The organism is Bacillus sp. MN7755 (assembly GCF_054771475.1).
Genome location: NZ_BTRL01000013.1, coordinates 286984 through 311668, shown reverse-complemented (window position 1 = coordinate 311668; position 24685 = coordinate 286984). Strand labels below are relative to the sequence as shown.

At 31.4% G+C, this 24685-nt stretch carries 26 protein-coding genes and 5 pseudogenes; 16 read left to right on the top strand and 15 right to left on the bottom strand.

Annotated elements, in window-relative coordinates; translation table 11 throughout:
* Positions 1-136 (top strand): annotated as a pseudogene (locus tag ACYVEC_RS16525) (serine/threonine protein kinase); the annotation flags it as partial.
* A gap of 134 nt (positions 137-270) precedes the next feature.
* Here the strand turns inward: ACYVEC_RS16525 and ACYVEC_RS16520 are convergent.
* Positions 271-450, bottom strand: a complete 180-nt coding sequence (locus ACYVEC_RS16520; RefSeq protein WP_460507325.1) for a hypothetical protein — start codon at positions 448-450, stop codon at positions 271-273.
* A gap of 93 nt (positions 451-543) precedes the next feature.
* The gene (locus ACYVEC_RS16515; protein ID WP_063223451.1) at positions 544-801 is read right to left on the bottom strand and encodes a hypothetical protein; all 258 of its coding nucleotides are present in this window, start codon (positions 799-801) and stop codon (positions 544-546) included.
* A gap of 137 nt (positions 802-938) precedes the next feature.
* Between ACYVEC_RS16515 and ACYVEC_RS16510 the strand changes: the two genes are divergently transcribed.
* The 4 genes from ACYVEC_RS16510 to ACYVEC_RS16495 all read left to right on the top strand — a co-directional run bounded on the left by ACYVEC_RS16510 (position 939) and on the right by ACYVEC_RS16495 (position 4172).
* Positions 939-2369 carry a PQQ-dependent sugar dehydrogenase gene (locus ACYVEC_RS16510; RefSeq protein WP_460507322.1) on the top strand — a complete coding sequence of 477 codons (1431 nt, stop codon included), beginning with the start codon at positions 939-941 and terminating at the stop codon, positions 2367-2369.
* 181 nt (positions 2370-2550) lie between these two features.
* Positions 2551-3123, top strand: coding sequence for a YybS family protein (locus tag ACYVEC_RS16505; protein ID WP_275719291.1), 573 nt, complete (start codon positions 2551-2553; stop codon positions 3121-3123).
* A 27-nt stretch (positions 3124-3150) separates the two neighbouring features.
* Positions 3151-3714 (top strand): GNAT family N-acetyltransferase, encoded by a 564-nt coding sequence (locus ACYVEC_RS16500; RefSeq protein WP_063223454.1) that lies wholly within the window; start codon positions 3151-3153, stop codon positions 3712-3714.
* A gap of 77 nt (positions 3715-3791) precedes the next feature.
* Positions 3792-4172, top strand: coding sequence for a nucleotide excision repair endonuclease (locus ACYVEC_RS16495; protein ID WP_001048941.1), 381 nt, complete (start codon positions 3792-3794; stop codon positions 4170-4172).
* 60 nt (positions 4173-4232) lie between these two features.
* Here ACYVEC_RS16495 and ACYVEC_RS16490 read toward each other — a convergent pair whose 3' ends face one another.
* On the bottom strand, positions 4233-4430 hold the full coding sequence (locus tag ACYVEC_RS16490) for a hypothetical protein (protein ID WP_063223455.1): 198 nt from the start codon (positions 4428-4430) through the stop codon (positions 4233-4235).
* A gap of 131 nt (positions 4431-4561) precedes the next feature.
* On the opposite strand from ACYVEC_RS16490, the gene ACYVEC_RS16485 reads away from it, so the two are divergent.
* The 5 genes and pseudogenes from ACYVEC_RS16485 to ACYVEC_RS16465 form a co-directional block, all read left to right on the top strand.
* Positions 4562-5341 carry an undecaprenyl-diphosphate phosphatase gene (locus ACYVEC_RS16485; protein WP_063223456.1) on the top strand — a complete coding sequence of 260 codons (780 nt, stop codon included), beginning with the start codon at positions 4562-4564 and terminating at the stop codon, positions 5339-5341.
* Positions 5342-5412: 71 nt separating this feature from the next.
* Entirely contained in the window at positions 5413-6735 is a 1323-nt protein-coding gene (locus ACYVEC_RS16480; RefSeq protein ID WP_063223457.1) for an NAD(P)-binding protein, read from the top strand.
* A 63-nt stretch (positions 6736-6798) separates the two neighbouring features.
* Complete coding sequence (locus ACYVEC_RS16475; protein ID WP_063223458.1) at positions 6799-7326, top strand: GNAT family N-acetyltransferase; 528 nt, start codon at positions 6799-6801, stop codon at positions 7324-7326.
* A gap of 16 nt (positions 7327-7342) precedes the next feature.
* The gene (locus ACYVEC_RS16470) at positions 7343-7864 is read left to right on the top strand and encodes a YfiT family bacillithiol transferase (protein ID WP_063223459.1); all 522 of its coding nucleotides are present in this window, start codon (positions 7343-7345) and stop codon (positions 7862-7864) included.
* A 1-nt stretch (position 7865) separates the two neighbouring features.
* Positions 7866-8339, top strand: a pseudogene (locus tag ACYVEC_RS16465) (GNAT family N-acetyltransferase); the annotation flags it as partial.
* A 121-nt stretch (positions 8340-8460) separates the two neighbouring features.
* Here the strand turns inward: ACYVEC_RS16465 and ACYVEC_RS16460 are convergent.
* Positions 8461-8720 (bottom strand): annotated as a pseudogene (locus ACYVEC_RS16460) (PH domain-containing protein).
* Positions 8721-8899: 179 nt separating this feature from the next.
* On the opposite strand from ACYVEC_RS16460, the gene ACYVEC_RS16455 reads away from it, so the two are divergent.
* From ACYVEC_RS16455 to ACYVEC_RS16435, 5 genes and pseudogenes are all read left to right on the top strand, one after another.
* Positions 8900-9751, top strand: coding sequence for a patatin-like phospholipase family protein (locus tag ACYVEC_RS16455; RefSeq protein ID WP_063223461.1), 852 nt, complete (start codon positions 8900-8902; stop codon positions 9749-9751).
* Between the two features lie 12 nt (positions 9752-9763).
* Entirely contained in the window at positions 9764-10135 is a 372-nt protein-coding gene (locus ACYVEC_RS16450; protein ID WP_063223462.1) for a YxiJ-like family protein, read from the top strand.
* 258 nt (positions 10136-10393) lie between these two features.
* Positions 10394-10759 (top strand): hypothetical protein, encoded by a 366-nt coding sequence (locus tag ACYVEC_RS16445; protein WP_063223463.1) that lies wholly within the window; start codon positions 10394-10396, stop codon positions 10757-10759.
* Between the two features lie 93 nt (positions 10760-10852).
* A pseudogene (locus ACYVEC_RS16440) lies at positions 10853-12478 on the top strand (DnaJ family domain-containing protein).
* Positions 12479-12556: 78 nt separating this feature from the next.
* Positions 12557-13372, top strand: a pseudogene (locus ACYVEC_RS16435) (YwqG family protein).
* A 729-nt stretch (positions 13373-14101) separates the two neighbouring features.
* Here ACYVEC_RS16435 and ACYVEC_RS16430 read toward each other — a convergent pair.
* The 3 genes from ACYVEC_RS16430 to ACYVEC_RS16420 form a co-directional block, all read right to left on the bottom strand.
* Positions 14102-14467 carry a RidA family protein gene (locus ACYVEC_RS16430; RefSeq protein WP_063223464.1) on the bottom strand — a complete coding sequence of 122 codons (366 nt, stop codon included), beginning with the start codon at positions 14465-14467 and terminating at the stop codon, positions 14102-14104.
* Between the two features lie 124 nt (positions 14468-14591).
* Entirely contained in the window at positions 14592-15674 is a 1083-nt protein-coding gene (locus tag ACYVEC_RS16425; RefSeq protein WP_460507332.1) for a hypothetical protein, read from the bottom strand.
* Between the two features lie 135 nt (positions 15675-15809).
* Positions 15810-16787 (bottom strand): LAGLIDADG family homing endonuclease, encoded by a 978-nt coding sequence (locus ACYVEC_RS16420; protein ID WP_460507312.1) that lies wholly within the window; start codon positions 16785-16787, stop codon positions 15810-15812.
* Between the two features lie 296 nt (positions 16788-17083).
* On the opposite strand from ACYVEC_RS16420, the gene ACYVEC_RS16415 reads away from it, so the two are divergent.
* Positions 17084-18046 (top strand): MBL fold metallo-hydrolase, encoded by a 963-nt coding sequence (locus tag ACYVEC_RS16415; RefSeq protein ID WP_063223467.1) that lies wholly within the window; start codon positions 17084-17086, stop codon positions 18044-18046.
* Between the two features lie 60 nt (positions 18047-18106).
* Here ACYVEC_RS16415 and ACYVEC_RS16410 read toward each other — a convergent pair whose 3' ends face one another.
* The 8 genes from ACYVEC_RS16410 to ACYVEC_RS16375 form a co-directional block, all read right to left on the bottom strand.
* A complete protein-coding gene (locus ACYVEC_RS16410; protein ID WP_460507309.1) occupies positions 18107-19045 on the bottom strand; it encodes a hypothetical protein in 939 nt (312 codons plus the stop codon).
* 79 nt (positions 19046-19124) lie between these two features.
* Positions 19125-19646, bottom strand: coding sequence for an NUDIX hydrolase (locus ACYVEC_RS16405; protein ID WP_063223469.1), 522 nt, complete (start codon positions 19644-19646; stop codon positions 19125-19127).
* Positions 19647-19665: 19 nt separating this feature from the next.
* Positions 19666-20796 (bottom strand): DNA polymerase III subunit beta, encoded by a 1131-nt coding sequence (gene dnaN / locus ACYVEC_RS16400; protein ID WP_063223470.1) that lies wholly within the window; start codon positions 20794-20796, stop codon positions 19666-19668.
* A 30-nt stretch (positions 20797-20826) separates the two neighbouring features.
* Positions 20827-21270 (bottom strand): NUDIX hydrolase, encoded by a 444-nt coding sequence (locus ACYVEC_RS16395; RefSeq protein ID WP_460507304.1) that lies wholly within the window; start codon positions 21268-21270, stop codon positions 20827-20829.
* A 224-nt stretch (positions 21271-21494) separates the two neighbouring features.
* Complete coding sequence (locus tag ACYVEC_RS16390) at positions 21495-21911, bottom strand: GNAT family N-acetyltransferase (RefSeq protein ID WP_460507301.1); 417 nt, start codon at positions 21909-21911, stop codon at positions 21495-21497.
* Between the two features lie 188 nt (positions 21912-22099).
* Entirely contained in the window at positions 22100-22726 is a 627-nt protein-coding gene (locus tag ACYVEC_RS16385) for a cadmium resistance transporter (RefSeq protein ID WP_063223473.1), read from the bottom strand.
* A 312-nt stretch (positions 22727-23038) separates the two neighbouring features.
* Complete coding sequence (locus tag ACYVEC_RS16380; RefSeq protein WP_460507297.1) at positions 23039-24247, bottom strand: L-lactate MFS transporter; 1209 nt, start codon at positions 24245-24247, stop codon at positions 23039-23041.
* A gap of 281 nt (positions 24248-24528) precedes the next feature.
* Positions 24529-24672, bottom strand: a complete 144-nt coding sequence (locus ACYVEC_RS16375) for a hypothetical protein (RefSeq protein WP_000653324.1) — start codon at positions 24670-24672, stop codon at positions 24529-24531.
* Between the last annotated feature and the right edge of the window lie 13 nt (positions 24673-24685).

Below are 24685 nucleotides of genomic sequence, written 5' to 3'. Positions count from 1 at the left end.
AAAGGCATATTTTACATTTTATTTGCCTTTCATGTATAAATTGCCTTTCCCTGTTAAAATACCGTATTTTATGTTAAACATTGTTAGACGTTCGTACAGAAAATATAAGAAAGTTAAAAAGAAATTCAAATTGTAAAAGGATCGCATACTTATCTTTAAGTTAGATAAGTGAACCAATAGTAAACAAAAGTACCGTACATTTTAGATATGTCTAATATGTACGGTACTAATCTTTTTTATGTATACATATTTTTGTTAGTTATATCACTATCAATTCCAAAACGAGATATTTTGAATAAATGAAACTATCAAAATAAGTGTTGATACGGAACCAGCAGTTAATAACATTACTATTTTTCGTCCATTCTGTTCTTTTGAAGGTTTTATAAGTTCTGTAATCAACACAATCCATAATATTATAGAAACTATAGAAATAATATTTATAGACATATGCAACACATCCCTTCGTGTTTTTACATAAACATTGCTTTTTTTTTATAAAATAATAGCAGTCTAATAAGAAAATATGTACAGCATTACAAATCAATATTCTCCTGTTAAACCACCTTTTTTAAATAGAAATACGACTGATAAAACGATAACAACAGCCTTCAAACTGCCCCAATATGGATAAATAGCATGATCTGTTAGATTAGCATGTTGAAAAATGTTCTCTAAACCAAAAATCCCAATAATGACTGCTAAAAGAAAAGCGGCTTTTCCAATAGTTGTATTACGATAGAGGGTAAATAAATATATTGCAAATATAAGTGGTAAGATGATTTGTAGTAAAAGTGTCATAAGTAGACCCCCTAGTTTATTTATAATTATATTATATACAAAATTGTAATAAAAAGGAATGCGGCTTATTTGATACTAATAAGATCACTCTAATCATACTCTTCTATTAAAAAGAATAAAAAGGGGTGTAAAGTTAATTGACAAAAGTTAAAGTTCATTTACGACCCATTGTTCATAATATAAATTTACCTACTGTAATAAAAACAACTATTCTTCCAGGTGAGTCGGCTGAAAGACTATTTATCGCAACACAATTAGGGGAGATTTTCTACATAGGAGACGGAGCTATAAAAACATTTTTAAATATTCGTCAACGGATTATTACATTAGGTACATCTGAAGAAGGTGTTTCTAGTAGTGGTTATGATGAACGAGGATTGCTAGGACTTGCGTTTCATCCACAATTTAATCATAACGGCTTATTTTATCTTCATTATTCAGCAGCTGGAACTCAAGGAGCCGGTGCACTTTCTGAACAATTTAAACCGAATCCTTGTGACCCGAAAACTTTAAACTTAAAGTGGCTAAATAGAGATACTCAATATGATCATATTGATACAATTGAAGAATGGAATTTACAATCAAACGGTCAACCTCAAAAACGTAGGACATTACTTAATATAAAACGCCCATTTTTTAATCATAATGGAGTGAATACTTTGAATTTTTCTCCTGAAACAGGAAAACTTGTTTTTACAAATGGAGATGGTGGGTCGGGTTATGATCCTTTTAATTTAAGCCAAGATGATTTAGAAATAGCGGGTAAAATAATTGAAATTGATGTAAGTAAAAATACATTCATAAATAATCCTCCAGTTGTTACACGCTTTAATGAACTTCCCCTATCTATACAAGAAACACTTACAGTAATTGCGAAAGGTGTTCGTAATATAACCGGCATTTCATTCCAAAGGTTTTATAATCAATATATTAAATGTGCAGGTAATGTCGGACAGGATATTGTAGAGTCTATTTTTTCATTTGTTCAATATAAAGCGATACTGGTTACCGAACTTGTTAAAATGCATGTAATGAGACTCACTCCCAAACAAGATGGTTTTATTAATTTTGGTTGGCGGGGATGGGAAGGGGAATTACCTACTTCTTTTATAAGGCACTGTTCTGATAATCCTGCTTTGGATGAGAGAACAATGGCTTATTATAATGAAACAATAGAATTATCCGCAAAGCGTATTCAGCCACTAATTAGTTATTTTCATAAAGACCCCAGACCAGATAAGTTTGGAGGAACTTCACTAACAGGAGTTCAGCCATATATGGGAACTGCAATCCCGAATTTAAATGGTAGCGTTGTGTTTACCGATCTTGCTAGGAAAGAAGATTCTCGGCCACCAGTAAAGGGTGTTTTAGCATATACTAGAGCCGGTACAGACGGTAAACATACTGACTTTCATGTTATTGAGACCAATTATGATTTCGGTACGCAAGCAGCTTATTATATGAGTTTAGGAACAAATTTGGATCAAACTCGGTTATATTTAGGAGTTTACGGTTCTATGAAAGTAACTGATTTTAACAAAGGTACCATTTTTGAAATTATTCCTTAATGCGATATACACTCGCAGTTTAATAATACAAGGATTTCATTTTATTTCAAAACGCAAAATTTGTCCCCCTAAAAGCCTTTTATTGTCTAGTAATTCATAACAAGTAGAAAGCAGCTCATAAACAACTAGTGTATGAATAATATAGAAAGTGATGAATTAGATATCTTTAGGGGGTATTTTGATGAATCGGTTTGTACATTATTGGTGTCAACTTATGATAGAGAATAATGGGAACTTTGTACATAAAGGAAAATTGTCCCTAGCAAATAAGGTAGTCATTACAGCTTTAATGAGCGCTTTGACCACCATGTTTCAAGCAGCGGGGAACTTAATTCCTGGTATAGGGTTATTCATTAGTCCATTTGCGACATTACCAATTTTTTTAGCTATTTGCTACTCTATTCGCGAGGGAGTACTTTCTTATATCCTTACTATTCTTCTATTATTTATTATTGAGCCAAGTGAACTAATTGTATTTCCCTTTACTACAGGCTTATTAGGTGTAGCCTTAGGACTTTCCTTTATACAATTCAAGAGAAGAATTTGGGTGGTTTCCTTTTCTGCGATTTGTTTACTGATAGGAATTATGATTGTTCTAGATATTTTCCGCTTTCCGATACTTGGTCCTACTATTCATACAACTATGGATATAAAAATTATTTTATCAATATTTATACTGAGCTTTCTATACTGCTGGATCTATGCAGGGCTTTGTAGAATATTGTTGAATAGAGTATATAAAGTATGGTTTTAACAATTGTGTAGAATGGAGATTTAAATCATGTATAACGTTGAAATTAGGAGACCGAATTCGGATGATTTAGAGGAACTTCACTTGTTTTTCCGTATAGTTATTACGAATACATATAAAGACGAAGGATTATCACAACTATTGGATGACATAGAAAATGAAATTAACATGAAAAAGCAATATTTGAAAACAGATTTTGATAGTAATGGAGAAAAACGTTACTTTTTATTAGCAATTGATACAAATTACGATAAAATCATTGGAACAATTGAAGTTGGTCCAGCAAGTACATTGATTAATAGTTGTACAGGCGGTGTACTTAAGGATTTGTATGAAATAGGAACTGTATTTATACTTCCGGAGTATCAAAGAAAGGGTATAGGAAGTTTACTACTAAATACAATGTTTCTTACGTTACTTAGCAGAGGAATAACTGAATACTGTTTAGATAGTGGATACAAAAAAGCGCAAAGTATATGGATGAAGAAGTTTGGAGAGCCTAGTTATGTACTGAAGGCCTATTGGGGAGAATCAAGTGATCATATGGTTTGGAAGAAGAGTTTACATGATACACCTATAATATTTGAATTATAAAATGAAATATGGCTCTGAACGTAGCTTTTCTAACATATGTATGCTATTATTTATCTTTATAATAAAAGAGGACGTGAATGAACTTGATTAAAATTAATATTCCTGAAGCTGATGTTTCAATTACTGAACGTAAACAAGTTATTAAAGGAGACGAGCCAATCATTACTCCAATTAATGGTTTTATTGATTTCCACTTGTTCCCTAGAGATAAAGGCGGCATTTTTATGTTTTACAATATTAATGACGAACTTCTATTCGTAGGTAAAGCTCGTAAAATTAGACAACGTATTAAGAAGCATTTTGAAGACAATGTATCACCAATTAAAAATCACCGTGATGAAGTATACCGCATCGATGCATGTATCGTAGAAGATCCAACAGAAAGAGAAATCTACGAAACATATATCATTAATGAATATAAAGCAAAGTATAACGTTGATAAAGTATTCTATAAATAAGTAACAAAAAAACAATCCTAGTACATATACTGGGATTGTTTTTTTATTTAGATTTAATCTTCATATTTTGCTCTTTTTTAAATGATTAACAACAATAAAACAGCATACACCTATACATATAAGTACAATTCCAATCGTTTTATGTTTCCCCTCAAAGAAAGGAATATCAGAAATAACATTTGTCATACATAACCCTACAAACACAAGTATAGGCCCTAGCCACAGTAAGACATTACCGAATTTCGTATGTTGCCACATAGTAAGCCTTCTCACCTCTTTTTTACATATATCCATGAATTAAAAGTAAATTCATAGAGAAATATAGTTTTTTTCATATCGAAAATTTAACCTTCATATATTGGTACAAGCAAACAAGAAAGGGGACCATCATGAATTGGTTAGAAGCTTTTATATTAGGAATCATACAAGGTTTAACAGAGTTTTTACCGATAAGTAGTACAGGTCATCTTTATTTAGGAAGGCATTTGTTTCAATTAGATGAAGCAGGCTTATTTTTAGATACAATGCTGCATATTGGGACTTTACTTGCGGTGTTTATTTATTACAAAAAAGAATTTATATATTTAATTAAAAACCCATTTTCAAAGCTCATGTTATTACTTATCGTTGGTACAATACCCGCAGTTATAATTGGTTTATTGTTTAAAGACTTCTTTGAAGATATTTCAAAAACAGGAATCACGATTGGTTGGGAGTTTTTAGTGACCGGATTCTTTCTCTACATGGCAGATAAACAAAAGAATGGTCGTAAAAAAATGGATGATATAACATATAAAGACGCATTAATTATAGGTTCATTTCAAGCGGCTGCTATTTTCCCAGCAATTTCTCGTTCTGGTATGACGATCGTCGCTGCATTATGGAGAAAGTTAGACCGTGAAACTGCTGCTTACTTTTCTTTTTTATTATCAACTCCAGCCATTGTCGGAGCTATCATTTTGCAATTTGCAGATGTTTTTCAAGGGAAAGCAGAATCTATTTCAAGTACATCTTTAATTGTCGGAACGTTATCAGCAGCGTTCTTTGGTTACATAGCCGTTTCATGGATGATACAATATTTAAAAAATCATTCCTTAAAAGTATTCGCGTATTATGTATGGGGATTAGGTATTTTAATTTTAACGTTGCAATTTACTCATGTGTTTTAATGTAGTAACTAATCGTTTAGATCCTGTTTCATTCATACAAGGCAGGGTCTTTTTTCATTAAGGGGGAAAATATGTTTAATAAAGCTATTGTTATTGGTGGAAGTATAGCAGGAAAACTCGCAGCAAAAGCATTATCAACTACTTTTAAAGAAGTAATCATTATAGAAGCCGGTGAAAGATGGGATGGAAAAGCTTCGAGAAAAAGAGTTCCACAAAGTAATCACCCTCATGTGTTGTTAAAAGGTGGAGAAAAAGCCATTGAGGAATTGTTTCCTAATATCACTAATGAACTAATTGAAGCAGGTAGTATCGTAAATAACTTTACCCGCGATTTAAAATGGCATCAATTTGGTTTATGGAAACAACCATTCATAGGAGAAGTACATATGATTCAACAAAGTAGGTTTTTGCTTGAATGGCATATCCAAAAACGAATACATCAGATTTCAAATATCACCAGTAAATTTGGAACACTGGTTGAAGGGTTATTAGTAGATGGAAAGGTTAACAAAGTACGTGGAGTAAAAGCTAAATGTTTAGAGACAGGCACGCAAGAAGAAATTCAAGCAGATATTGTTATTGATGCAAGTGGATTTAGTTCAAAAAGCATAGCGTGGTTACGAGAATACGAAATTGAAGTGCAAGAAGAGAAAGTGCGTATTGATTTATTTTACGCAACTAGAATGTTCAAACTTAAAGAAAATGAGACATTAGACTGCTGTAATATGCTAATGTCTCCAAGTTTCCCTAACAATCCGTATGGTGTTCTTATTCAAACGATTGAGGATAATCGTTATTTTGTTACTTTTAGTGGATATGCAAATGAGAAAGCACCACAAACAGATGAGGAATTTTATGATTTTGCTGAAAACCTATCAATTTCTAATGTGACAGATTTTCTAAATAAAGCTGAGGCAATTTCAGATATCAAAACGTATAAAATTCCTTACCAAGTACGTCGGCGATTTGATTTAGTGAATAATTTACCAGATGGGTTGTTAGTAGTTGGAGATGCTCATTGTCGTTTTGATCCTGTTTTCGGGCAAGGTGTTTCAGTTGCTGCTATGGAAGCTCACCAATTGCAGTTACTTTTACAAAGAAGACAAAAGCTCGATAATGCATTTACACAGCAGTTTTATAATGAGACCGCTCATATCATACAAACTCCTTGGGAAATGACAACAACGGAAATATCACGTCATCCACAGCTAAAAAGAGAATTAACGATAAAGCAAAAATTTCAGCTATGGTATACGAAACAAATATATCAACTATCTGCAACGGATTCTGACGTTTATATTCGATTAGTAAGAGTGATGAATTTAATTCGTAGTCCATTTCACCTATTTCATCCAAAAGTACTACTTGTTGTGTTACTGAAACGAAAGAAATAGCAGGAAATTAACAGATTTAAAAAGAATATATAACAGTTAGTAGATATAGAAGGGGTAAGCGAGATGAAAATATACATAGAACAATTAAAGAAACACGATGCTAAGGATTTATTTACGTTTGAACTTACGAATAAGTCTTTTTTTGAAACAATGGTACCAAATCGTGGCTCGCAATATTTTGATTTTGAATATTTCCAAAAACTACTAGATGATTTGTTAATAGAACAAGCGAATGGAGATTCTTATTTTTATATAATTCGTAATGAAGAAAATGAAATTGTAGGACGAATAAATTTAGTAGATGTAGATTCAGAAACTCGAATCAGTTCGTTAGGTTATCGGGTCGGAGAAAAGTTTACTAAAAAAGGAGTTGCAACAGCAGCTGTAAAATTAATTTTAGACGTAGCGAAAAATAATAAAATTAATGAGGTTCATGCTAAAACAACTACTAATAATCTCGCATCACAAATTGTATTAGAAAAAAGCGGTTTTTCTTCTTATCAAAACGAAGCAGATACAACATCTGTACAATTAAATGGGGAACATGTGAATTTTGTACATTATATTTGGAGAAATACTTCGCGCTTATAATAAGGGGGACTTATTCATGAATGATTTACGTTATCCAATTGGGCAATTTACATACAAACGTCCTATAACTGAAGAAATGATAGATACATGGATTCAAGAAATTGAAGATTTACCTAATGAACTAACGAAGGCAATCAAAGATTTAGATCAGAAACAGTTAGACACACCGTACCGCGTTGGTGGATGGACAGTTCGTCAAGTAGTCCATCACGTTGTTGATAGCCACATGAATAGTTACATACGCTTTAAATTAGCACTAACAGAAAAGAATCCAACGATTAAACCATATAAAGAAGAGAAGTGGGCGGAATTACCTGATTCTAAATTACCAGTAGATGTTTCACTAGTAATGTTAGATTCATTACATAAAAGATGGGTTAACCTTTTATATTCTTTAGAACTTGAAGATCTGGAAAAGACATTTAACCATCCAGAGACTGGTGAAACAAAACTTGCTGCTACAATAGGACTATACGCATGGCACGGACGTCATCATACAGCTCATATAACTTCATTAAGAAAGCGACTAAATTGGTAATATGGAGATTACATTAGAGAAGGCGACAGAAAGTGATGCAACAGTTTTATTTCAAATGCAAATAGACTCATTTAGCCCTCTATTAAATAAATATAAAGACTATGAAACAAACCCAGCAAATGAATCTATTGAAAAAACTATTTTTAGAATAAATAATCCCAACAGTAATTTTTTTAAGATGATAATAGGTTCGAAACTTATTGGAGCGATATGTATATCCCAAAAAGAACTACCTTATAAATTTTGGATCAGTCCAATGTTTATTCATCCAATCTATCAAGGAAAAGGAATTGCTCAGAAGGTACTTATTTTAATTGAAGAGATGTTTCCAGAAGCACGTAGTTTTGAACTTGCTACGATTTTAGAAGAAGAAAGAAATTGTTTTATATACGAAAAAATGGGGTATAAAAGAACAGAAGTAATAAAGAAATTAAATGATAAAACTACACTCATTTTTTACAAAAAAGAAAGGTAAAGCATTTGAAATACGCTTTACCTTTTTATGTTACTTTCGATTAAATATACAAAATCTATGTATATTCTTCCAAAATACTCGGGTTAGTAATTTTGCAAATGAATAAACATGCACGAACCAACTATTTCGTCGTATATGTTACCAATGCTTTTTGAATGCTTAAAACACTATCGTCACCTTTAAATTCCTTTGTAATTGGCGTACTCAAACTAGATACCCAAATTTTAAGTTCAGCATCTAAATCAAAATGTCCAGCTGTTTCAATACTAAATTGTGTAATTCAACTTTTTCATCACCTAACATAATCTTCTCTAAATCACGTTCAACACTTTCTGTACTCGCATTTGATGCATTTCCTAAAATGCCGCTAAATAAACCCATAGGAAATTCCTCCTCCATTATTTGTGGATTGTGTTACTTATATTGTACCATGCTATTTACTAAGAAATTATGATATTACTTTAGTAGTTTCTGGTTATTGTTGCAATTCATTTATATAACCTCATCTTAATATCTTATGCTAATATGTAAGTAAGAAAAAAGAAGCAGAGGGATATAGCATGAAAAATATCGGTTTAGTATTAGAGGGCGGAGGAATGAAAGGTTTGTATACTGCAGGCGTACTCGAATATTTTATGGAAAAGAACTTATTCTTTCCTTATGTAGTCGGCGTATCGGCTGGAGCCTGTATGGGAGCAACTTATTTATCACGTCAAAAAGGGAGAAATAAAAAAGTAAATACAGAGCTAGTAGCAGATCACCGTTATATATCTTATCGAAATTTGATTCGAAAACGTGAATTATTCGGAATGGATTTTTTATTTGATGAAGTACCTAATAAAATTGTACCATTTGATTTTCAAACTTTCTTAAACTCAAATGAACAGTTTGTCATAGGGACGACTGATTGCGAATCAGGACAGGCTATTTATTATAATAAAACAGAACACGGAAATGATATTTTAAAAATCATTCGTGCCTCAAGTTCTGTACCGTTTATAGCACCTGCTGTAGAATATGATAATCGAAAATTGCTAGATGGAGGAATTATAGATCCTATTCCGGTTTTAAAAGCTCAAACTGATGGTTATCAAAAAAACGTTGTAATTATGACAAAGCCAGAAGGATATGAGAAGCAGCGAAATAAATTTTCAGGCCTAGCTAAAATTTTATATAGGAAATATCCGAATATCGCACAATCTTTAGTAGAACATTATCGTTTTTATAATGAGACGATATCTTATATGAATCAAATAGGACAAAAAGATAACTTTTATATCATTCAGCCTAGCGTACAGCTTCCAATAAGCGGGATAGAAAGAAGTAAAGAAAAGCTCGTTAATTTATATAATCTTGGCTATACAGATGCTCAATATCATTATGAAAACTTATTAAATTGGATAGAGAAATAAAGGGGTGGAAAGTTGAAGTTAGGAAAACAAATTATTTTTAAGGAATTGCAGAAAATGCATAGTCCATTACATAAACAGTTTCCATATCGTGCTACAGCAAAAATGCAGCGAAACTTAAAAAGTAAATTTACCGAAGATGACTGTATAAACGCTGATTTTAATCATTATTGGATGCATACAGCAGCAACTTTAAGTTCTGTACTAAACGGAAACGAACAGAACATTACATTTCAGCAAATCAAGTGGTTAAAAAAATCGTTTTTTGAGTGGTTTCCGCAATATCGTTTTCTAGAAACAGAAATTGTGAAGTATCCCATTTTGTATAGAGATTTCATGAATTATGAGAAGACCAGGAAGTTATTACTGTATTACCTTACTGAATAAAAGCAAAAACGCACAGGTCACATTACATGTGCGTTTTTTGTTCATAAAATATTCAACATTAACAACTTGTCCATGTAGGTATTTTAATGAGAAAAAAGAAGTACATATAGAATGGTGCAAGGGAGGAGAGAGAAGTTTGTTAGCTGTTTCCCTTTAAATTCATGTCCAACTCAAATATTTCGAGTAAAATTCGTTTCTTAATGGTATTATCAAATATCAAGAAAACTAATACAGAAACGAAGAAGGGACAAGATTAATATGGAAAACGTATCAAATGTAGATAAAGTAGAATCAATTAAATCTTTACAGTCAACAATCCATAAACTTGAAAATGCCTTATCACAGATGACTCAAAAAGGCTCAAACACTACTTTAGTGAAAAAAAGACTCAAGGCAGCTAGTATCGGCTTAGCTATGTTAGAAAGTATTTGGAATCAAGAAACCCATCATTACACGCAAGAGGATTTAGCAGACGCTCGAAATGTTCTAATTGGTTTGCTTCCATCAATTGAAAAGATTTATGTTAAGTCAAAACTCGGGAGTCCTCAAAGAACGCTTTTAGAAAGAAGAATAAAATCATTAGAACTTTCTATTCAAGCAATTGATCATTTTTCTAATACATAACTCCTTTAAACACATAACTTACAACTACTTTTATATAGGAATTCTAATGCGAAGAATAAAATACATAAAGAATACTACAAAGGAGGAAGAGGGGTGACTTCAATAATTAGTCCTAAGTTAGAGGAACTTAATAATCAATCAGAAAATGGAAACGAGAAAGCTTTTTATACCTTTCTGCATGAAATAAAGTCAAATCATACACCACTAATAGAACAATGTCCTGTAGATGATCAGTATAAGCTTATAACGTATATATGGTTAGGGGACCGAAAAACTGAAAACGTTTATGTATTCGGTAGTTTTCCTGGTTGGGATCTGTCTGTAAATCAATTACAACGATTGTTACAGACAGATATTTGGCATGTTACGTTTAGGACGAATAAGAGGTTTATTTTAACTTATTACTTTTCAGTAAACGATTTTTTCGAAAATGATTGGATAAAGCGTAGTGAACAGTACCGACTAGACCAATTTAATGAAAATATATTTGGAGAAGGTACCAATAAAGCGTCTGTGTTAAAAATAGGTATGGAAGTGCAGTATAGCAGTCGTTTTCCTTCAAATCATTATCCATCCGGAAAGATTGAAACATACTCTTTTTATAGTTCGATTTTAAATAACACACGCAAAATTCATATTTATACGCCTCATGATTATTCTCACACTTCACATCTTCAAGAACTTCTCATTGTATTTGATGGGAATTCATTCATTCATAACCTTTCAATCGCAAAAACACTTAATTATTTAATTTACGAAAAAGAAATCCCATCGTGTATTGCTGTCACTATAGATTCTGTTGATCGATTAGAAGAGCTAACTTATAACGATAAAATGAATGCATTTTTAACGAAAGAATTACTTCCATGGATTCAAACTAGATATCGTGTGTATCAAAAAGCAAAACATACAACAATTGCTGGTTTCAGCCTTGGTGGCTTAGCAGCTTTTTATGCAGCACTTCAAAATCCACATATTTTCGGAAATGTGTTGTCAATGTCTGGATCCGTACATTAGAAAAAGAATAATTACGGAAATACAATTCCTTGGATTGAAAATCAAATTTCATCAATAGATTCTAATGCGACTCATCTTAACTCTTACATAGCAGTAGGAGAACTTGAAAACAAACCTCTTTTAACAGCTAATAGCCGCCTGTATAGAGCTTTAAAACAAAAGAAATACCAAATCACTTATGAAGAGTTTCAAGGCGGACATGACAGCGTGTGGTGGCGAGAAAATCTATTCGATGGATTAAGGGCATTAGAATTTACAAAAACGACACTAAAAAATAAAAAGGAGAGAGAATCTATGAATCAAGAAGAACTAGATAAAAAACTAAAAAAGCAAGAGATTTTAGTAAAAGATGAGAAAGTTTGGTCCTATACGTATGAGGATCATATTAGTTCTATCGTTAAAGAAGCAGAAAAGAAAGGGTCTTTTGATAATTTACCTGGTAAAGGGAAACCTCTTAATCTTGATAAAGACCTTTCGTACAATCCTGAAAAGCAACTGTATAGAACTTTGAAAAATAATCATGTTTTACCTAGGTGGATTGAGCTTTCAAAGGAAATTGATGACTTAAAAGAAAAACTAAAAGAAAATACAAATACTGCAGAAGCAGCGGATTTAATTCGAACTATAAATAAAAAGGTATTAGAACACAATTTACTTTGTCCACCAAGTGCGCAAAAAACGAGGGTAAAAACGGACTTTTAACAATTTTCAATTAAGCCATCTCTTGCTATATAATTAAGTAAGGCATTTTCAATTCATTTTTAAAGGGAGGCAAATGCGATGAAGAATACGTATCAACTTCAAATTCCGAAAAAACTAGAACAGTATCGTAATATTTTAGAAGAAAGCGTGAAACCGTATATTAAAGTGGCTGGAACGAAAGCAGAGACAACTCTTTTTGAGAGCAAGTTTGGTGGATATCCGTATTTACCTATAGATCAAGAGCATCCTAAAGATTCAAATGGACAACCTATGATGTTACTTGCGCAGTTAAATTTTGAAGAAATGCCACAAGTTGAATATATGCCTCAAAAAGGAATGTTACAGTTTTTCGTAAGTGCTAGTGATGAGCTTTATGGAGCAGATTTTGATTACCCAACAATCCAAAAAGACTTTCGAATTATTTATCATTCTACAATTATAGAAGATTTAAATAAGGTAATTACCGATTTTAGTTATTTAAACACTTTAGAATTAGAAGACTTTATCATACCTGAAGCAGCGAAATTAAAGTTTGAATTAGGTTATCAACCCGTAACATCAAGGGATTATCGATTTGAATAGATGTTTAGTGAGGATATTGATTGGGAAGAAATTGTTGATGAAGAAAATCATACAGAATTAGGCGAACTGTATGATGATTTATGTAAAGATTTCGGACATAAAATTGGTGGTTATCCATTTTTCACACAGACAGATCCAAGGGAATGGGAAGAAAAATACCAACAACATGATATATTATTACTGCAAATTGATACAGATGATTCATTAAATATTATGTGGGGAGATTCTGGTGTTGCTAATTTCTTTATAAAAAAAGACGATTTGTTAAATCTAGATTTTTCCAATGTCATTTACAACTGGGATTGCTACTAAAAATATATAAATGAAATACTAGCAAGCTAAAAAATCTTCCTGAAGGTGAGGGAGATTTTTTTATGTTAAAAATAAACGTTATGTTAACTAGAGTGTAGAACAATAGGAATAATAAAAGTCAAGCGTAAATAACGGAAATAACAACAAATAATATAAAGTTGTAAAACGTGTGTAAATAGCAATAAATCCATTAAACAAACATAAAATAAAATTATTAATTTATGTTTGTTTAGAAATAATTTTTCCGTATAAAAATTTCTTGTCGAATCAAAAATGTTTTTGATTCGTTAAATCTTAATTAATTATTGATTTAAATTTGCTGTGATGAATTTATAACAAAAAAACGATAGAAACTGTAGAAATTCGTTTAGATAAGATTTTATGTGAATCTCACTGAAAATCTCCGTTTCGTCTCATTAAGTATAGTTTACTTGGTTTTTGATACCTGATATCGCTTTGTTTCTGTAACTGCCTATAATATATATTATGTTAACTAGTAAAAAGTAACAAACTTATTATAAGTTAGTTTTAGTGATTAGCCTCCCCTTTTTCTTTTAAATCATTCTGTGTGATGAATTGTTTAGTTATTTGTTTTTTTGTTGCTTTATAAGTTGTTGATGATAATGTCTGCAGATATAAATTATATTTAAGACAATAAAAAACGCAATTCGTTTTAAATGAACGCATTAAACGAATTGCATGGATATGATTAATAATAAGTTTTTAAAATTAGTTTGCTACAGCGATCGCTTCGATTTCAATTAATAAGTTATCGTTAATTAACTTTCTAACTTCAACAGCTGAACTTGCTGGTGGATTTTTAGTGTTAATGTATTGATCTCGAATATCTCTAACAATGGCCATTTGAGAAATATCTGTTAAGAAAAATGTTAATTTTACTACATCATTAAATCTTAATTCCGAAGTTTCTAATGCACTTTTAATATTTTCGAAAACTTGTCGCGTTTGTGTAGCTAAATCACCAACGCCAACTATTTGACCATCAGCATTGATCGCTACTTGTCCAGATATGTAAATTGTTCGCTTAGCGTTACTAACTTCGACTACATGTGAGTATCCAAAAGTTGGTGGCATCGTTTCTGGATTGATAATCTTTATATTAGATTTTAATTTCAGATTATCCTCTATTTACTAATAATTATTTATCCATTTAGCTGCTACATTTGTAAAAGTCTATTAGCACTTTAATTTAAAGTTATTAATGGATTATGTACGTTTGATTTTCTTGTGCGCTGGTTATAATTACACCTTGTTTTATTAATTCTTCTGTTACTTTTGTATAGAAAAAGTGATACCACCAGATAAAAGACTCTTCATAAGTTATTTCTTTTGAGTATCTGCTGCTAACAAAGTATTCTTTTAAAGATTTCTCATGTTCTTTAAATAATAAGACTAAATCTTCACTGATTGTGTTTGCGATTTCGTTAAGCGTAGATAAATGTGCTGTTTTAAACACCGGGATAATAGGTTGTGAATTTTGATATAAGCCTAATTTTTCGTAAACTACATTTAAATTTAAGTCTATTTGTCTATCCGCTGTTACGAAACCTTTTACTAATTGCTTTTTCTTATAATTAATATCAGTATTAATGTTTTGAAAATATTTTTCAAATGTTTCGTTATCTGCTGTTATTAAATTTAATGTTGAATATCGAGAATTTTCATAAAGACCAATTTGAACTTCTCCTAAATCTAAATACGTATTACCATACATCCCGAAAGCCTCTTTATCTGTTAGTTCTTGTTCTTGAATAGCATAATAATATCTTTTCTTATTTCTTAAAGGTCGTTTCTTTTTTAAATATTTTTCTTCAATGTAATTTATTTGTCCAAAATCTAATAACACACCACTATACAGTAAAAGACTATACGATTCTTTAGATAAATGATTAAACGTGTCAATTCTTTTTGAAATAGCTTCAATTTGACTTGAATAATTTTCAATGATCTTAAGTGTTGGTTTAATTAGAGATTCACAAAGGTTATAAAGCTTTTTTCCTTCACAAGCTGTTATAACCATACACGTTGGATAGTAGCTCCCTTCTGTTTTTTTCAATAAACCTTCTAATTTTAATGAATTAATGTGCATTTCAAATTCCTCATTCGTCCAATTTAGCATCATTTTTATCGCATTTGACTCAAAACCAAGATGAAGCATTACAAGTAAATATTGAAGTTTCGTCCCTTTTATTTTTATAGATGGCGAATTATCTCCAGACGAAATCATTTTAGCTTCATAAGCTGTATGTAATATATTCTCCAGACTATTATTAGTGAGAATTTCATATTCCCTCCCTTACTAGTAAATTCATTGTAAAATCTATGTATTTACTAAGTTCTATAAACGAAAATAAGTATCCTTTAATAAGATCAAATTAAAAACCTTAGCATAGATATACTAAGGTTTCTTGAATTTTTATAATGAATTAATTCTTTCATAGTCTGTTTTAAATTGATTATCATTTTTTAACCAACGTTTAAAAGTTGATTCGCTTATTTCTAAAATAGAACAAGCTGCAGCATTACATTTATTTTTCATATATTCTTTAAGGAAATTTTGTTTTCTTTGTTTAACGGCATTTTGAGTTTGTTTTAGTTTTCGATCTTGCAATTGATCTAGACTTAGACCTTCTTTCTGAAATACTTCATATTTTCTATGCAAATAAATATCTTTGTCTTTATAAATCCAATTTGAAAAAAGTTGTATTGACTTTCTTCCGGTAAAAATGACGCGATAATGTTTATTTTGATTTAGTAAATCGGCTGGTAAATTTTGATTTTGTAGTACCTGATTTAAAGAATTCATAAAGCTATATGATCCTCCTACAAAGCTTACTGTATAAGTTTCATACTTGACGTAACCATCCCCATCAAAATACCCACGAACAAAATGATGTAAATATTCTTCTGGTACGAATGGAAATTCGATGTTAAATGATTTACACGGCATAATTCCGTGTATGTTCATAAGGTCGTCTTTTATTGTTTTGCTATTAATGTTTAGCATATATACGCCTGTTTTTTTGTTTTGGTAAAGTGGCTGGTTTGTTTTTAGTTCTTTTTTTATGTCTTCTAAAATGTAACTTTCTTTTTGTGATATACTGACGCATTGATTTTCTTTTTGTATGACACCATCTGCTGCTATAAACCCTAATATATAAGCCATATTATTTGACCACATTTTAAAATAATCTTCTGTTATGTCATACTTTCTCTTCCAGCTCCCTATAGCGCGCCTTGGAACGTTGCTGTCTGATAGAACCATACGAATATACCTCGCAGACACATTAGCAAGCATAGCGATTTCTGAGGTGCTCTTTCCTTCTGCATACAAATGAATGATTTCAGATTTTGACAGTTTACATTTTGATTTCTTTTTTCTCTCTATTTGCACTTACGTCCTCTCCTTCCTTTTAATAATTAGAGACATATTTTCTTCTATAACATATAACGAAACGTATGTTCTATGTTACTTATAAGAAGAACTTTACTAAATTAAAACAATTTACATTTACTTCATATTCGTTTTATCTGCTGCTGTAGGATTTACATTTTATATATACGAATAATGAATTTTACAAATTTATGAAATGTACTGCATTTAAGGTGAAAGGTAAAATGATTTCGTTTAAACTACAAATAGTTAAAATAACAACATGCGTATATTGTTAAACGTAAAAAGGAGCACGAATGAAAAAGAAATATATAAATCAAATTCATACTGATGTAAGTTTTAAACCGAAAGATATTATTGGTTTAATGACTGATTACTTTAAAGCGAAATCAAAACTGCGTCCTATAAAGAATTTACCTATCGTTTTATCAAATAAAAATAATGAGTCTTTAGATAGTGTGACGTGGTTTGGACACTCTGCTTCTCTTTTGAAAATAGAAGGTAAAAAATTGTTATTAGACCCTATGTTTGGAGATGCCTCTTCCCCGTTTCCTGTGTTTAATAGCAAACGTTATAGTGGTGTGTTTTCTTTAGAACGTGAAGACCTTCAAGAAATTGATGCGATTATCATCTCTCATAATCACTATGACCATCTGAATTACAAAAGTATTATACAGTTAAAAGATCGTGCAAAGCACTTCTATGTTCCAACTGGAGTTGCGCAATATTTAATGAAATGGGGTGTTTCACCTAGTAAAATTAGTGAGCATAATTGGTGGGACGAAATTACGTTTGATAATATTAAGTTAGTATGTGCTCCTGCAAGACATTTCTCTGGAAGAGGTATGACAGATAGAGATTGTTCATTATGGTGTTCATGGCTTATTCTTGGTCAAGAGACTAAAATTTTCTTTAGTGGTGATAGCGGTTATGCCCCTCACTTTAAGGAAATTGGTGATAAATATGGTCCATTCGACCTTACGTTAATGGAATGCGGGCAATATGATCCGAGGTGGTCTCCGATTCATATGTTACCAGAAGAGACGGTACAAGCTCATATAGACGTTAAAGGCGAACTACTTCTTCCGATTCATTGGGGTGCTTTTACATTAGCATTACATGAATGGAGCGATCCAGTTGAACGAGTTACGAAAGAAGCAAATCGTTTAGGAGTTCATATTACAACGCCACAAATTGGTGAAACTATTACATTAAAATCTACAGATTATCCATCATCAAACTGGTGGAGAGAAATTTAATTATAAATAAAAAAGAGCGAACCTTCTTTTAAGGAATTCGCTCTTTTACTGTATTTAAACTTATTTCACTATATTTGCTTTCCCACTATCTAAAACTCTATTTATCGGTACAGAGGTAATATTAATCACTGTATTCATGCTCTTATCGGTTAGTTCAATAAGTTCGTTTTCATGTTTTATTTTATTCAAATCCCACACCATTCCATGAAACTCATTATGCTGTCCACTTACTCTTATAATACTTTTCGTTTTATTTGAAGGCTGTATTTGAAGGTTTATGAATTGATTTCCACTAGTTTCATTTGGCGTGGTTACTTGACTATCCATATGAATCATATTTACACAGTCCTCCAAAGAAAAATTTATAAAACGATTAGCATTTATCCATGCATTTCCATCTCTCGGTTTTTTTGCTACTAATTTCAGTCCAGTTTCCATTCCTACAACTTTAATGTTTTCAAAGTTAACAAATGAAATCTCGTTTTCTTTTCCACTGGAGTATAATGAAATTCCTGTCCCTTTGTTTGTTTCTGCCCAATTGATAATATTTATATCTTTTATTTGTGTTTTGTTCCAAGTGTTATAGTACTTATTTTTGCCGTCCAAATAGATTACTTCTGAATTGAACTTGGGATCATCGATAGCTATATACGCTCCTTCTATAGAAGCATTTTTTTCTAGTTCAAGAACCCTAAAGTTTCCCTCAACGACAAATTGTGTTCCATAACCGAATAATAATTTCACACCCTTTTTCACTATGATTGGTGACGTGATTTTATACTTCTTATCATCAAGCAATACTGTTTTAATTTTACTAGACTCTGCTTTATTAATAGCAGATTGAATTTTGTTTGAATCATTTTTCCCTTTAAAGTCTTCTACATACAACTTATCATCTTTAGTTAAACCATCTTTATTATTGTATTGATAAAAAGTAAAAGTAATTAGAACTACACCTATGAGTAAAATAATTAGTTTCTTCATCACACTCATCCTCATATAAAATTTATCCTTAGTTACTTATCACACACTATGGCTTTTATATTTAGTTTGTAATTATTTTGCTAATCATTGCAGACTATAATTGATCCGCATTATGAATGAAGTTTATTGAAGTATCCTGCTTAATTAATTCTTCATTCCTATAATCTATTAATTTATGATTAGATAAAACAAAATTGTGCTCTAATATTAAATCGTTATGTAGTACTTCAGATAATAACTTAGGTAACATCTCTCCTACACCGTAATGATAGTCGCTTAATATCCAAGACACACTTTTCCAATCTAAAATCCCTTCGGATACTTTTTTAGGTGTTTCAAATGTAAAGTCATATGGAAGTTCTACTACATAAACATACATGCCGCCAGAGTATGAAGAGTCCTCCCACTTGATAATTCCCTTATATTGAATTTGCTTTTGTTTAACATCTATACTTGTCTCTTCTTTTATTTCGCGAATCGCATTTTCTAACGGTGATTCTCCTGGTTCTATCTTCCCTCCTACCCCGTTCCATAATCCTTTTACAGGGTCATATTCTCTATTTAACATAAGTATCTCTTCATTTCTTTTTATAAAACATAAAGTATGCTTGTACATTATGTGATTCCTTCCTTTTTTAATAAGTTCTTACTGGTGAAATAAGATGCACTGCTGCAGATTGCTCTCCTGCTTCAATCAATATAGGTCTCATTGAGCCACCAAAGCTTAAAGTAATTGTTTCTTCTTTTATTGCCTTCAAGGCTTCAACCATAAAACGTCCATCGAAAGATATATTTAATTGTTTTTCACCTTGAAGCCCATCTATTTGTTGCTTCTCGGATATTTTCCCAACCTGAGAAGCGTTAGAAGAAATCTTAATTGTGGATGCGTTTATGATTTCTAAGTTAACGTTGTTGTTTTCCCATTCACTTGCTAATAAACTTGATCTGTCTACACCTTGTAATATATTTTTTCTATCTATGGTAATAACCGTTTGAAATTCATTTGGAATGAGAGTAGAAATATTAGGATATTTCCCTTCGATTAGTCTTGAATATAAGGTAGTTGTGCCGTATGTAAAAACAATGTGACTTTCTGAAAGATAAATAGAAACGAATTCTAAATTGCTGTTCATTAATTTTAAAAGCTCATGAATGGTTGCGCTTGGTACAATACAATTTGCTTTCATATTAGTAGAAATTAGTGTTTCACATACAGCTAGTCTATGAGAATCAGTTGCAGCGCAAATTAATTTATTATGGTCTAACTCGATATGTACTCCGGTAAGAACGGGTCTAGATTCATTTTTTGCTACTGCAAAGACTGTTTGTTTAAACGCATCAATCAATTGTTTTGTTTCTATTTGTATTTCTGCGTGATCGTCAATTAGAGGTACGTTTGGAAACTCATTCGCTGAAAAGCCATTTAAGTTTAAAGTGATTTCTTCTGACTGTATGGTAATTGTTTGCTCATTCTTACTTTTTATTACTATATCACTTGGCATTTTCTTTATTATTTCAATGAAGTATTTTACAGGTACAACAATTGTTCCTGCTTTTAAGATAGTCGTAATTTGTTCGTCATCTATGGAACTAGGTATAAATTTTTCGATGAAAATATTCGAGTTACTTGCGATTAAAGTAATTCCAGATTTATCTGCTGTTATTTTTATGCCAGATAATATAGGAATTAAAACTTTTGTCGATATGGCTTTACTTACATCTGAAAGTGCTTGTGTGAAATGTTTGTGATTAACGATAAACTCCATTTTTTCCCCGCCTTACATGAAATGATAATTTTATGAAGATTGATGAATGATTGTTCCGTTAAAAAAGTAAGGTACTGTTTCTTTCCTTTGTAATATATTTAATAAGTGTTCTGGTATACGTAAATGAGGTACTGCTCTATGTAATTCCATCCAAGTAATTTCTTCAATTTCTTTTGGCCTTGATATATATGTCTCTCCGCCGATTATTTTGCCTAAAAAATTAAAGAAAATTGCATGATGTCCTCTCTCTTCAAAAAAGGCTTCGCTAATGTAACAAATACCATTCACAGTTATATGTAATCCGGTTTCTTCTTTCACTTCTCGAATTACTGCCTCTTCTAACGTTTCTCCAAATTTAACTGCGCCACCTGGTAATGTATAATAAGAACCATTTTTCCCTTTGTTTTTTACCATTAAGATCTTTTCGTTCGTTTTATCGTATAAAAGTGCATATGTAACATTTACTTTTTTCATCTAATTCCACCTCTAATAATGGGAATTTTCTATCTTTGTTACATTCTACCATTTAATCGCTTTAAAATATAAAAAAGTTAATTGAGTATTTCATTTAACTGCTCATAGCAAAGTTAATAATCGATAGTCCTTCATTACAAAATAAAAAAGAGCGTATTTTGAAATTGATTATTCAACGTACGCTCTTTATGCTCTAATTGATTCATTTTTGGATTCTATATACTTCATAACCTTTTTTCTAAATAGTATCGATTGTGTCCCTTAGGATTATCTTCACTTACCCCAATTACTTTATATCCATACTTTTTATAAAAATCAGGTGCCTGAAAACTAAAAGTATCTAAATTGATTAACCTGCACTCTTTTTCAATTGCAAATTCTTCAATAAATTTTATTAACTTGGTTCCATAGCCTTCGTGTCTATATTCTTCAGAAACCCACAGGAAATCAACATGTACGTGGTCCCAAAATGTAATTGCAGTTATTCCGCCTACTATTTCTTCATTTTCATTTTTTACTATAAAACTAATTTTTTCTGAGGGCTTTTTCTCTTCATCCGAAATATGTTTTTGATTATATTCAATTACTTTTTCTCTTATGTAATCACTATCTTCCTGGACCCATTGTTTTATTATTTTCACTTTAATAATCACGCTCCTTTTATGGTATCTATTCAATTTAATAATCGTAATGTCCTGTCTAACTTAAAAGTTGTAGGTCACTGTTTCAGTTCACTAAAATAAAGAAAAGCCCTACTACATTCCATCTGTAATAAGGCTTTATACGTTGTTCAATCCATTTTAATTAGAGCGTCCGTCAGTTCAACATTTTAATAAAATAATGCAATTGTATCGCTGCGAAAAAGAATAAATATTCCTAAACCAATTAGAACAATTGGAACTATAATATGACTATTTTTCTCAAGTGCTTTAGCTAAAATAGGAGCTCTTATCAATGTGTAGCTAATAAAACACCATATTGCTATCATGGAAAAAAAGATAATTAATGTAACGATATTTGCTTCCAAGGTTTGACTAGCGAACATTGGTATATAAATTGAGATATTGTCAGCTCCATTAGCTAATGTAATTGCAGCTACTTTAAATAATGAACCAGAAGCGTTATCAATGACTTCACTACTTTTGTTAGAACGAAACGAGAATATTCCTTTAACACCCATATAAATTGGCACAAATCCTAATAATCCAATCCACGATATAGGAATGAAAAAAGAGCTTAAGGAACCAATAATACTTAGAAGAATAATTACACTAAATCCCAAAAATTGTCCAATAACAATATAAAGTTCTTTCATCTTAGTTTTTCCCTGGAAAGTTCTATCTTCTTCCTTGCATACTCCTGTCTTTACTTGTGAAAATAAAACAAGGAGTATAAAAATATCATCAATATTTGTTGTAGTGAATGCCACAACAGAAGAAATTATGGTTGTAACCAATATAAGCCAACTACCTTCATGATAAATTTATAAGTAAATAATGGTCTATGAATGACATGCGCGTTTCATTACAAAGTCGGTTAACTGTACTTTTCTTAATGTTTTTTTAACAATATTTTAGTTCCTTTATGAAACGATATGAATATTCTGTCAAATGGATACTTGGTTCATTAAGAAATAAATAACTTTACTGCTTCTCAAATCATTTCACTTTCAATTAAGTAACACCATTCTTCCTACACAATAAGGAAAAAGGGAAAATCAAATATTTTGTACTAAAAAAGAGCCCTATATGAGGACTCTTTTTTAGAATTAAGCTACTTTCCGATGTAAATGTTTTAGTTCCTTTTCCTTCTCTGCTTTTGGCGGTCGAATTAATATCGAAATAATGAAGGAAATAACGCTTAAAACACCGATTATAATAAAGGTCGGTTGAAATCCACCAAGTAATGCTCCGATGAATGAACCTGCAAGTGCACCAAATCCGAAACCTTGATAAACAATTCCGTAATTTGTACTATGGTTTTTCAAGCCGAAGTAATCTCCGACAATGGCTGGAAATATAGTAATGTTACCACCAAAGCAAAAGGCAACACTTGCTACACAAGCGAAATAAATTCCATAATTTAATGGAATGAAACTTAATGTAAAGACTGACAATCCAATAATAATAAACGTTGCAGAGACAATTTTCATTCGACCAATTTTATCTGATAACGTTCCAAGAACGATTCTACCTACTGTATTAAAAATTGCAATCATGGCGACGGCGTTAGCAGCAGTTGCTGCGCTTAGCCCAACAAGCTGTACCCCAATATCCTTTACCATACCGATTAAATACAGACCGCCCATACACGATGTAAATAGCATAAAAAACAAGAGATATACTTGTTTCGTTCGTATCATTTCACGAGGCGTATAACCATTGTGTAAAGTCTCAGTTACGGTGTTACTTACTGTTGCTTCACGTAAGAAGAACGATCCGGTTAATACTAAAAGCAAAACAATGATCCCCCAATATAAAAACGCTTGCGATACACCAAGACTATCGATAAGACTTCCGTTTATATATCTAAAGATTAAGCTGCCCATTCCATATGCAGAAACAGATATACCAGAAATAAGCCCTTTTCGATTTGGAAACCATTTAATTAAATTAGATAGTGATGTAATATAAGCAGTTCCATCTGCATAACCAACAACGACACCAGCTAATAAATATAGTAATGGTAAGGAAGAAACTTGCGAACTAAGTATTAGGCCGAGTCCCAGTACAATCCCTGCAGTAGCGATAAGTTTACGAAGTCCTAATTTTTGCTGTAACTTTCCTGCAAATAAAGTTGAAAATGATAAAGAAAAGCTTGTTATGGAGAAAGTTATCGCTACCGAATTGAGGTTCCATCCAAACTTACTGACAAGGGGCTGATTAAATAAACTCCATGTATAAATTGTTCCAAGGCCAATTTGAACAATGATTGTACCTAGAACAATTAGTAACGGATTTATAGAATTTTGTTTCATACTAACTGTCCCCTTCTTTTATCATGACATGAATTTTCACAGTTAGTATATCCATCATAAATTGCAAGATACTGTACGGAAAATGGTAATTAAGTTCATATACACAAAAAGACACTCCATTATGAAGTGTCTTTTTGCAGGTTATATACAGATATATTTCAAGAAAGCTTTGTTAAGATAAGACATTTTCAAATGCTTATGTATATATATTACCAAATAATTTCTTACATGTGATGGGACTTAAGATGTATTTTTCATTCATTATATAGTCGGATAAGGAATTAATATTCGATTTCATCAAAGTCCTTCGGCTGAGGTACAGTTTGCATATTAGCTGCGTCTTTAGGATCGCTATAAATCGCATTTTGTTCTGTATTTACATCTTTAATGTTTTGCTTTTTGTTTTTATTTATTTTATCTTTCATTTTCTTTCACTCC

What these genes read in the sequence shown, in the direction of transcription:
- ACYVEC_RS16405 (WP_063223469.1), bottom strand. Translation starts at nt 19,646, where the DNA reads ATGTACAAGCATACTTTATGTTTTATAAAAAGAAATGAAGAGATACTT.
- ACYVEC_RS16515 (WP_063223451.1), bottom strand. Translation starts at nt 801, where the DNA reads ATGACACTTTTACTACAAATCATCTTACCACTTATATTTGCAATATAT.
- ACYVEC_RS16480 (WP_063223457.1), top strand. Translation starts at nt 5,413, where the DNA reads ATGTTTAATAAAGCTATTGTTATTGGTGGAAGTATAGCAGGAAAACTC.
- ACYVEC_RS16445 (WP_063223463.1), top strand. Translation starts at nt 10,394, where the DNA reads ATGGAAAACGTATCAAATGTAGATAAAGTAGAATCAATTAAATCTTTA.
- ACYVEC_RS16485 (WP_063223456.1), top strand. Translation starts at nt 4,562, where the DNA reads ATGAATTGGTTAGAAGCTTTTATATTAGGAATCATACAAGGTTTAACA.
- ACYVEC_RS16520 (WP_460507325.1), bottom strand. Translation starts at nt 450, where the DNA reads ATGTCTATAAATATTATTTCTATAGTTTCTATAATATTATGGATTGTG.
- ACYVEC_RS16430 (WP_063223464.1), bottom strand. Translation starts at nt 14,467, where the DNA reads ATGCCACCAACTTTTGGATACTCACATGTAGTCGAAGTTAGTAACGCT.
- ACYVEC_RS16475 (WP_063223458.1), top strand. Translation starts at nt 6,799, where the DNA reads ATGAAAATATACATAGAACAATTAAAGAAACACGATGCTAAGGATTTA.
- ACYVEC_RS16415 (WP_063223467.1), top strand. Translation starts at nt 17,084, where the DNA reads ATGAAAAAGAAATATATAAATCAAATTCATACTGATGTAAGTTTTAAA.
- ACYVEC_RS16410 (WP_460507309.1), bottom strand. Translation starts at nt 19,045, where the DNA reads ATGAGGATGAGTGTGATGAAGAAACTAATTATTTTACTCATAGGTGTA.
- ACYVEC_RS16495 (WP_001048941.1), top strand. Translation starts at nt 3,792, where the DNA reads ATGAACTTGATTAAAATTAATATTCCTGAAGCTGATGTTTCAATTACT.
- ACYVEC_RS16455 (WP_063223461.1), top strand. Translation starts at nt 8,900, where the DNA reads ATGAAAAATATCGGTTTAGTATTAGAGGGCGGAGGAATGAAAGGTTTG.
- ACYVEC_RS16505 (WP_275719291.1), top strand. Translation starts at nt 2,551, where the DNA reads ATGAATCGGTTTGTACATTATTGGTGTCAACTTATGATAGAGAATAAT.
- ACYVEC_RS16380 (WP_460507297.1), bottom strand. Translation starts at nt 24,247, where the DNA reads ATGAAACAAAATTCTATAAATCCGTTACTAATTGTTCTAGGTACAATC.
- ACYVEC_RS16500 (WP_063223454.1), top strand. Translation starts at nt 3,151, where the DNA reads ATGTATAACGTTGAAATTAGGAGACCGAATTCGGATGATTTAGAGGAA.
- ACYVEC_RS16490 (WP_063223455.1), bottom strand. Translation starts at nt 4,430, where the DNA reads ATGTGGCAACATACGAAATTCGGTAATGTCTTACTGTGGCTAGGGCCT.
- ACYVEC_RS16395 (WP_460507304.1), bottom strand. Translation starts at nt 21,270, where the DNA reads ATGAAAAAAGTAAATGTTACATATGCACTTTTATACGATAAAACGAAC.
- ACYVEC_RS16470 (WP_063223459.1), top strand. Translation starts at nt 7,343, where the DNA reads ATGAATGATTTACGTTATCCAATTGGGCAATTTACATACAAACGTCCT.
- dnaN (WP_063223470.1), bottom strand. Translation starts at nt 20,796, where the DNA reads ATGGAGTTTATCGTTAATCACAAACATTTCACACAAGCACTTTCAGAT.
- ACYVEC_RS16375 (WP_000653324.1), bottom strand. Translation starts at nt 24,672, where the DNA reads ATGAAAGATAAAATAAATAAAAACAAAAAGCAAAACATTAAAGATGTA.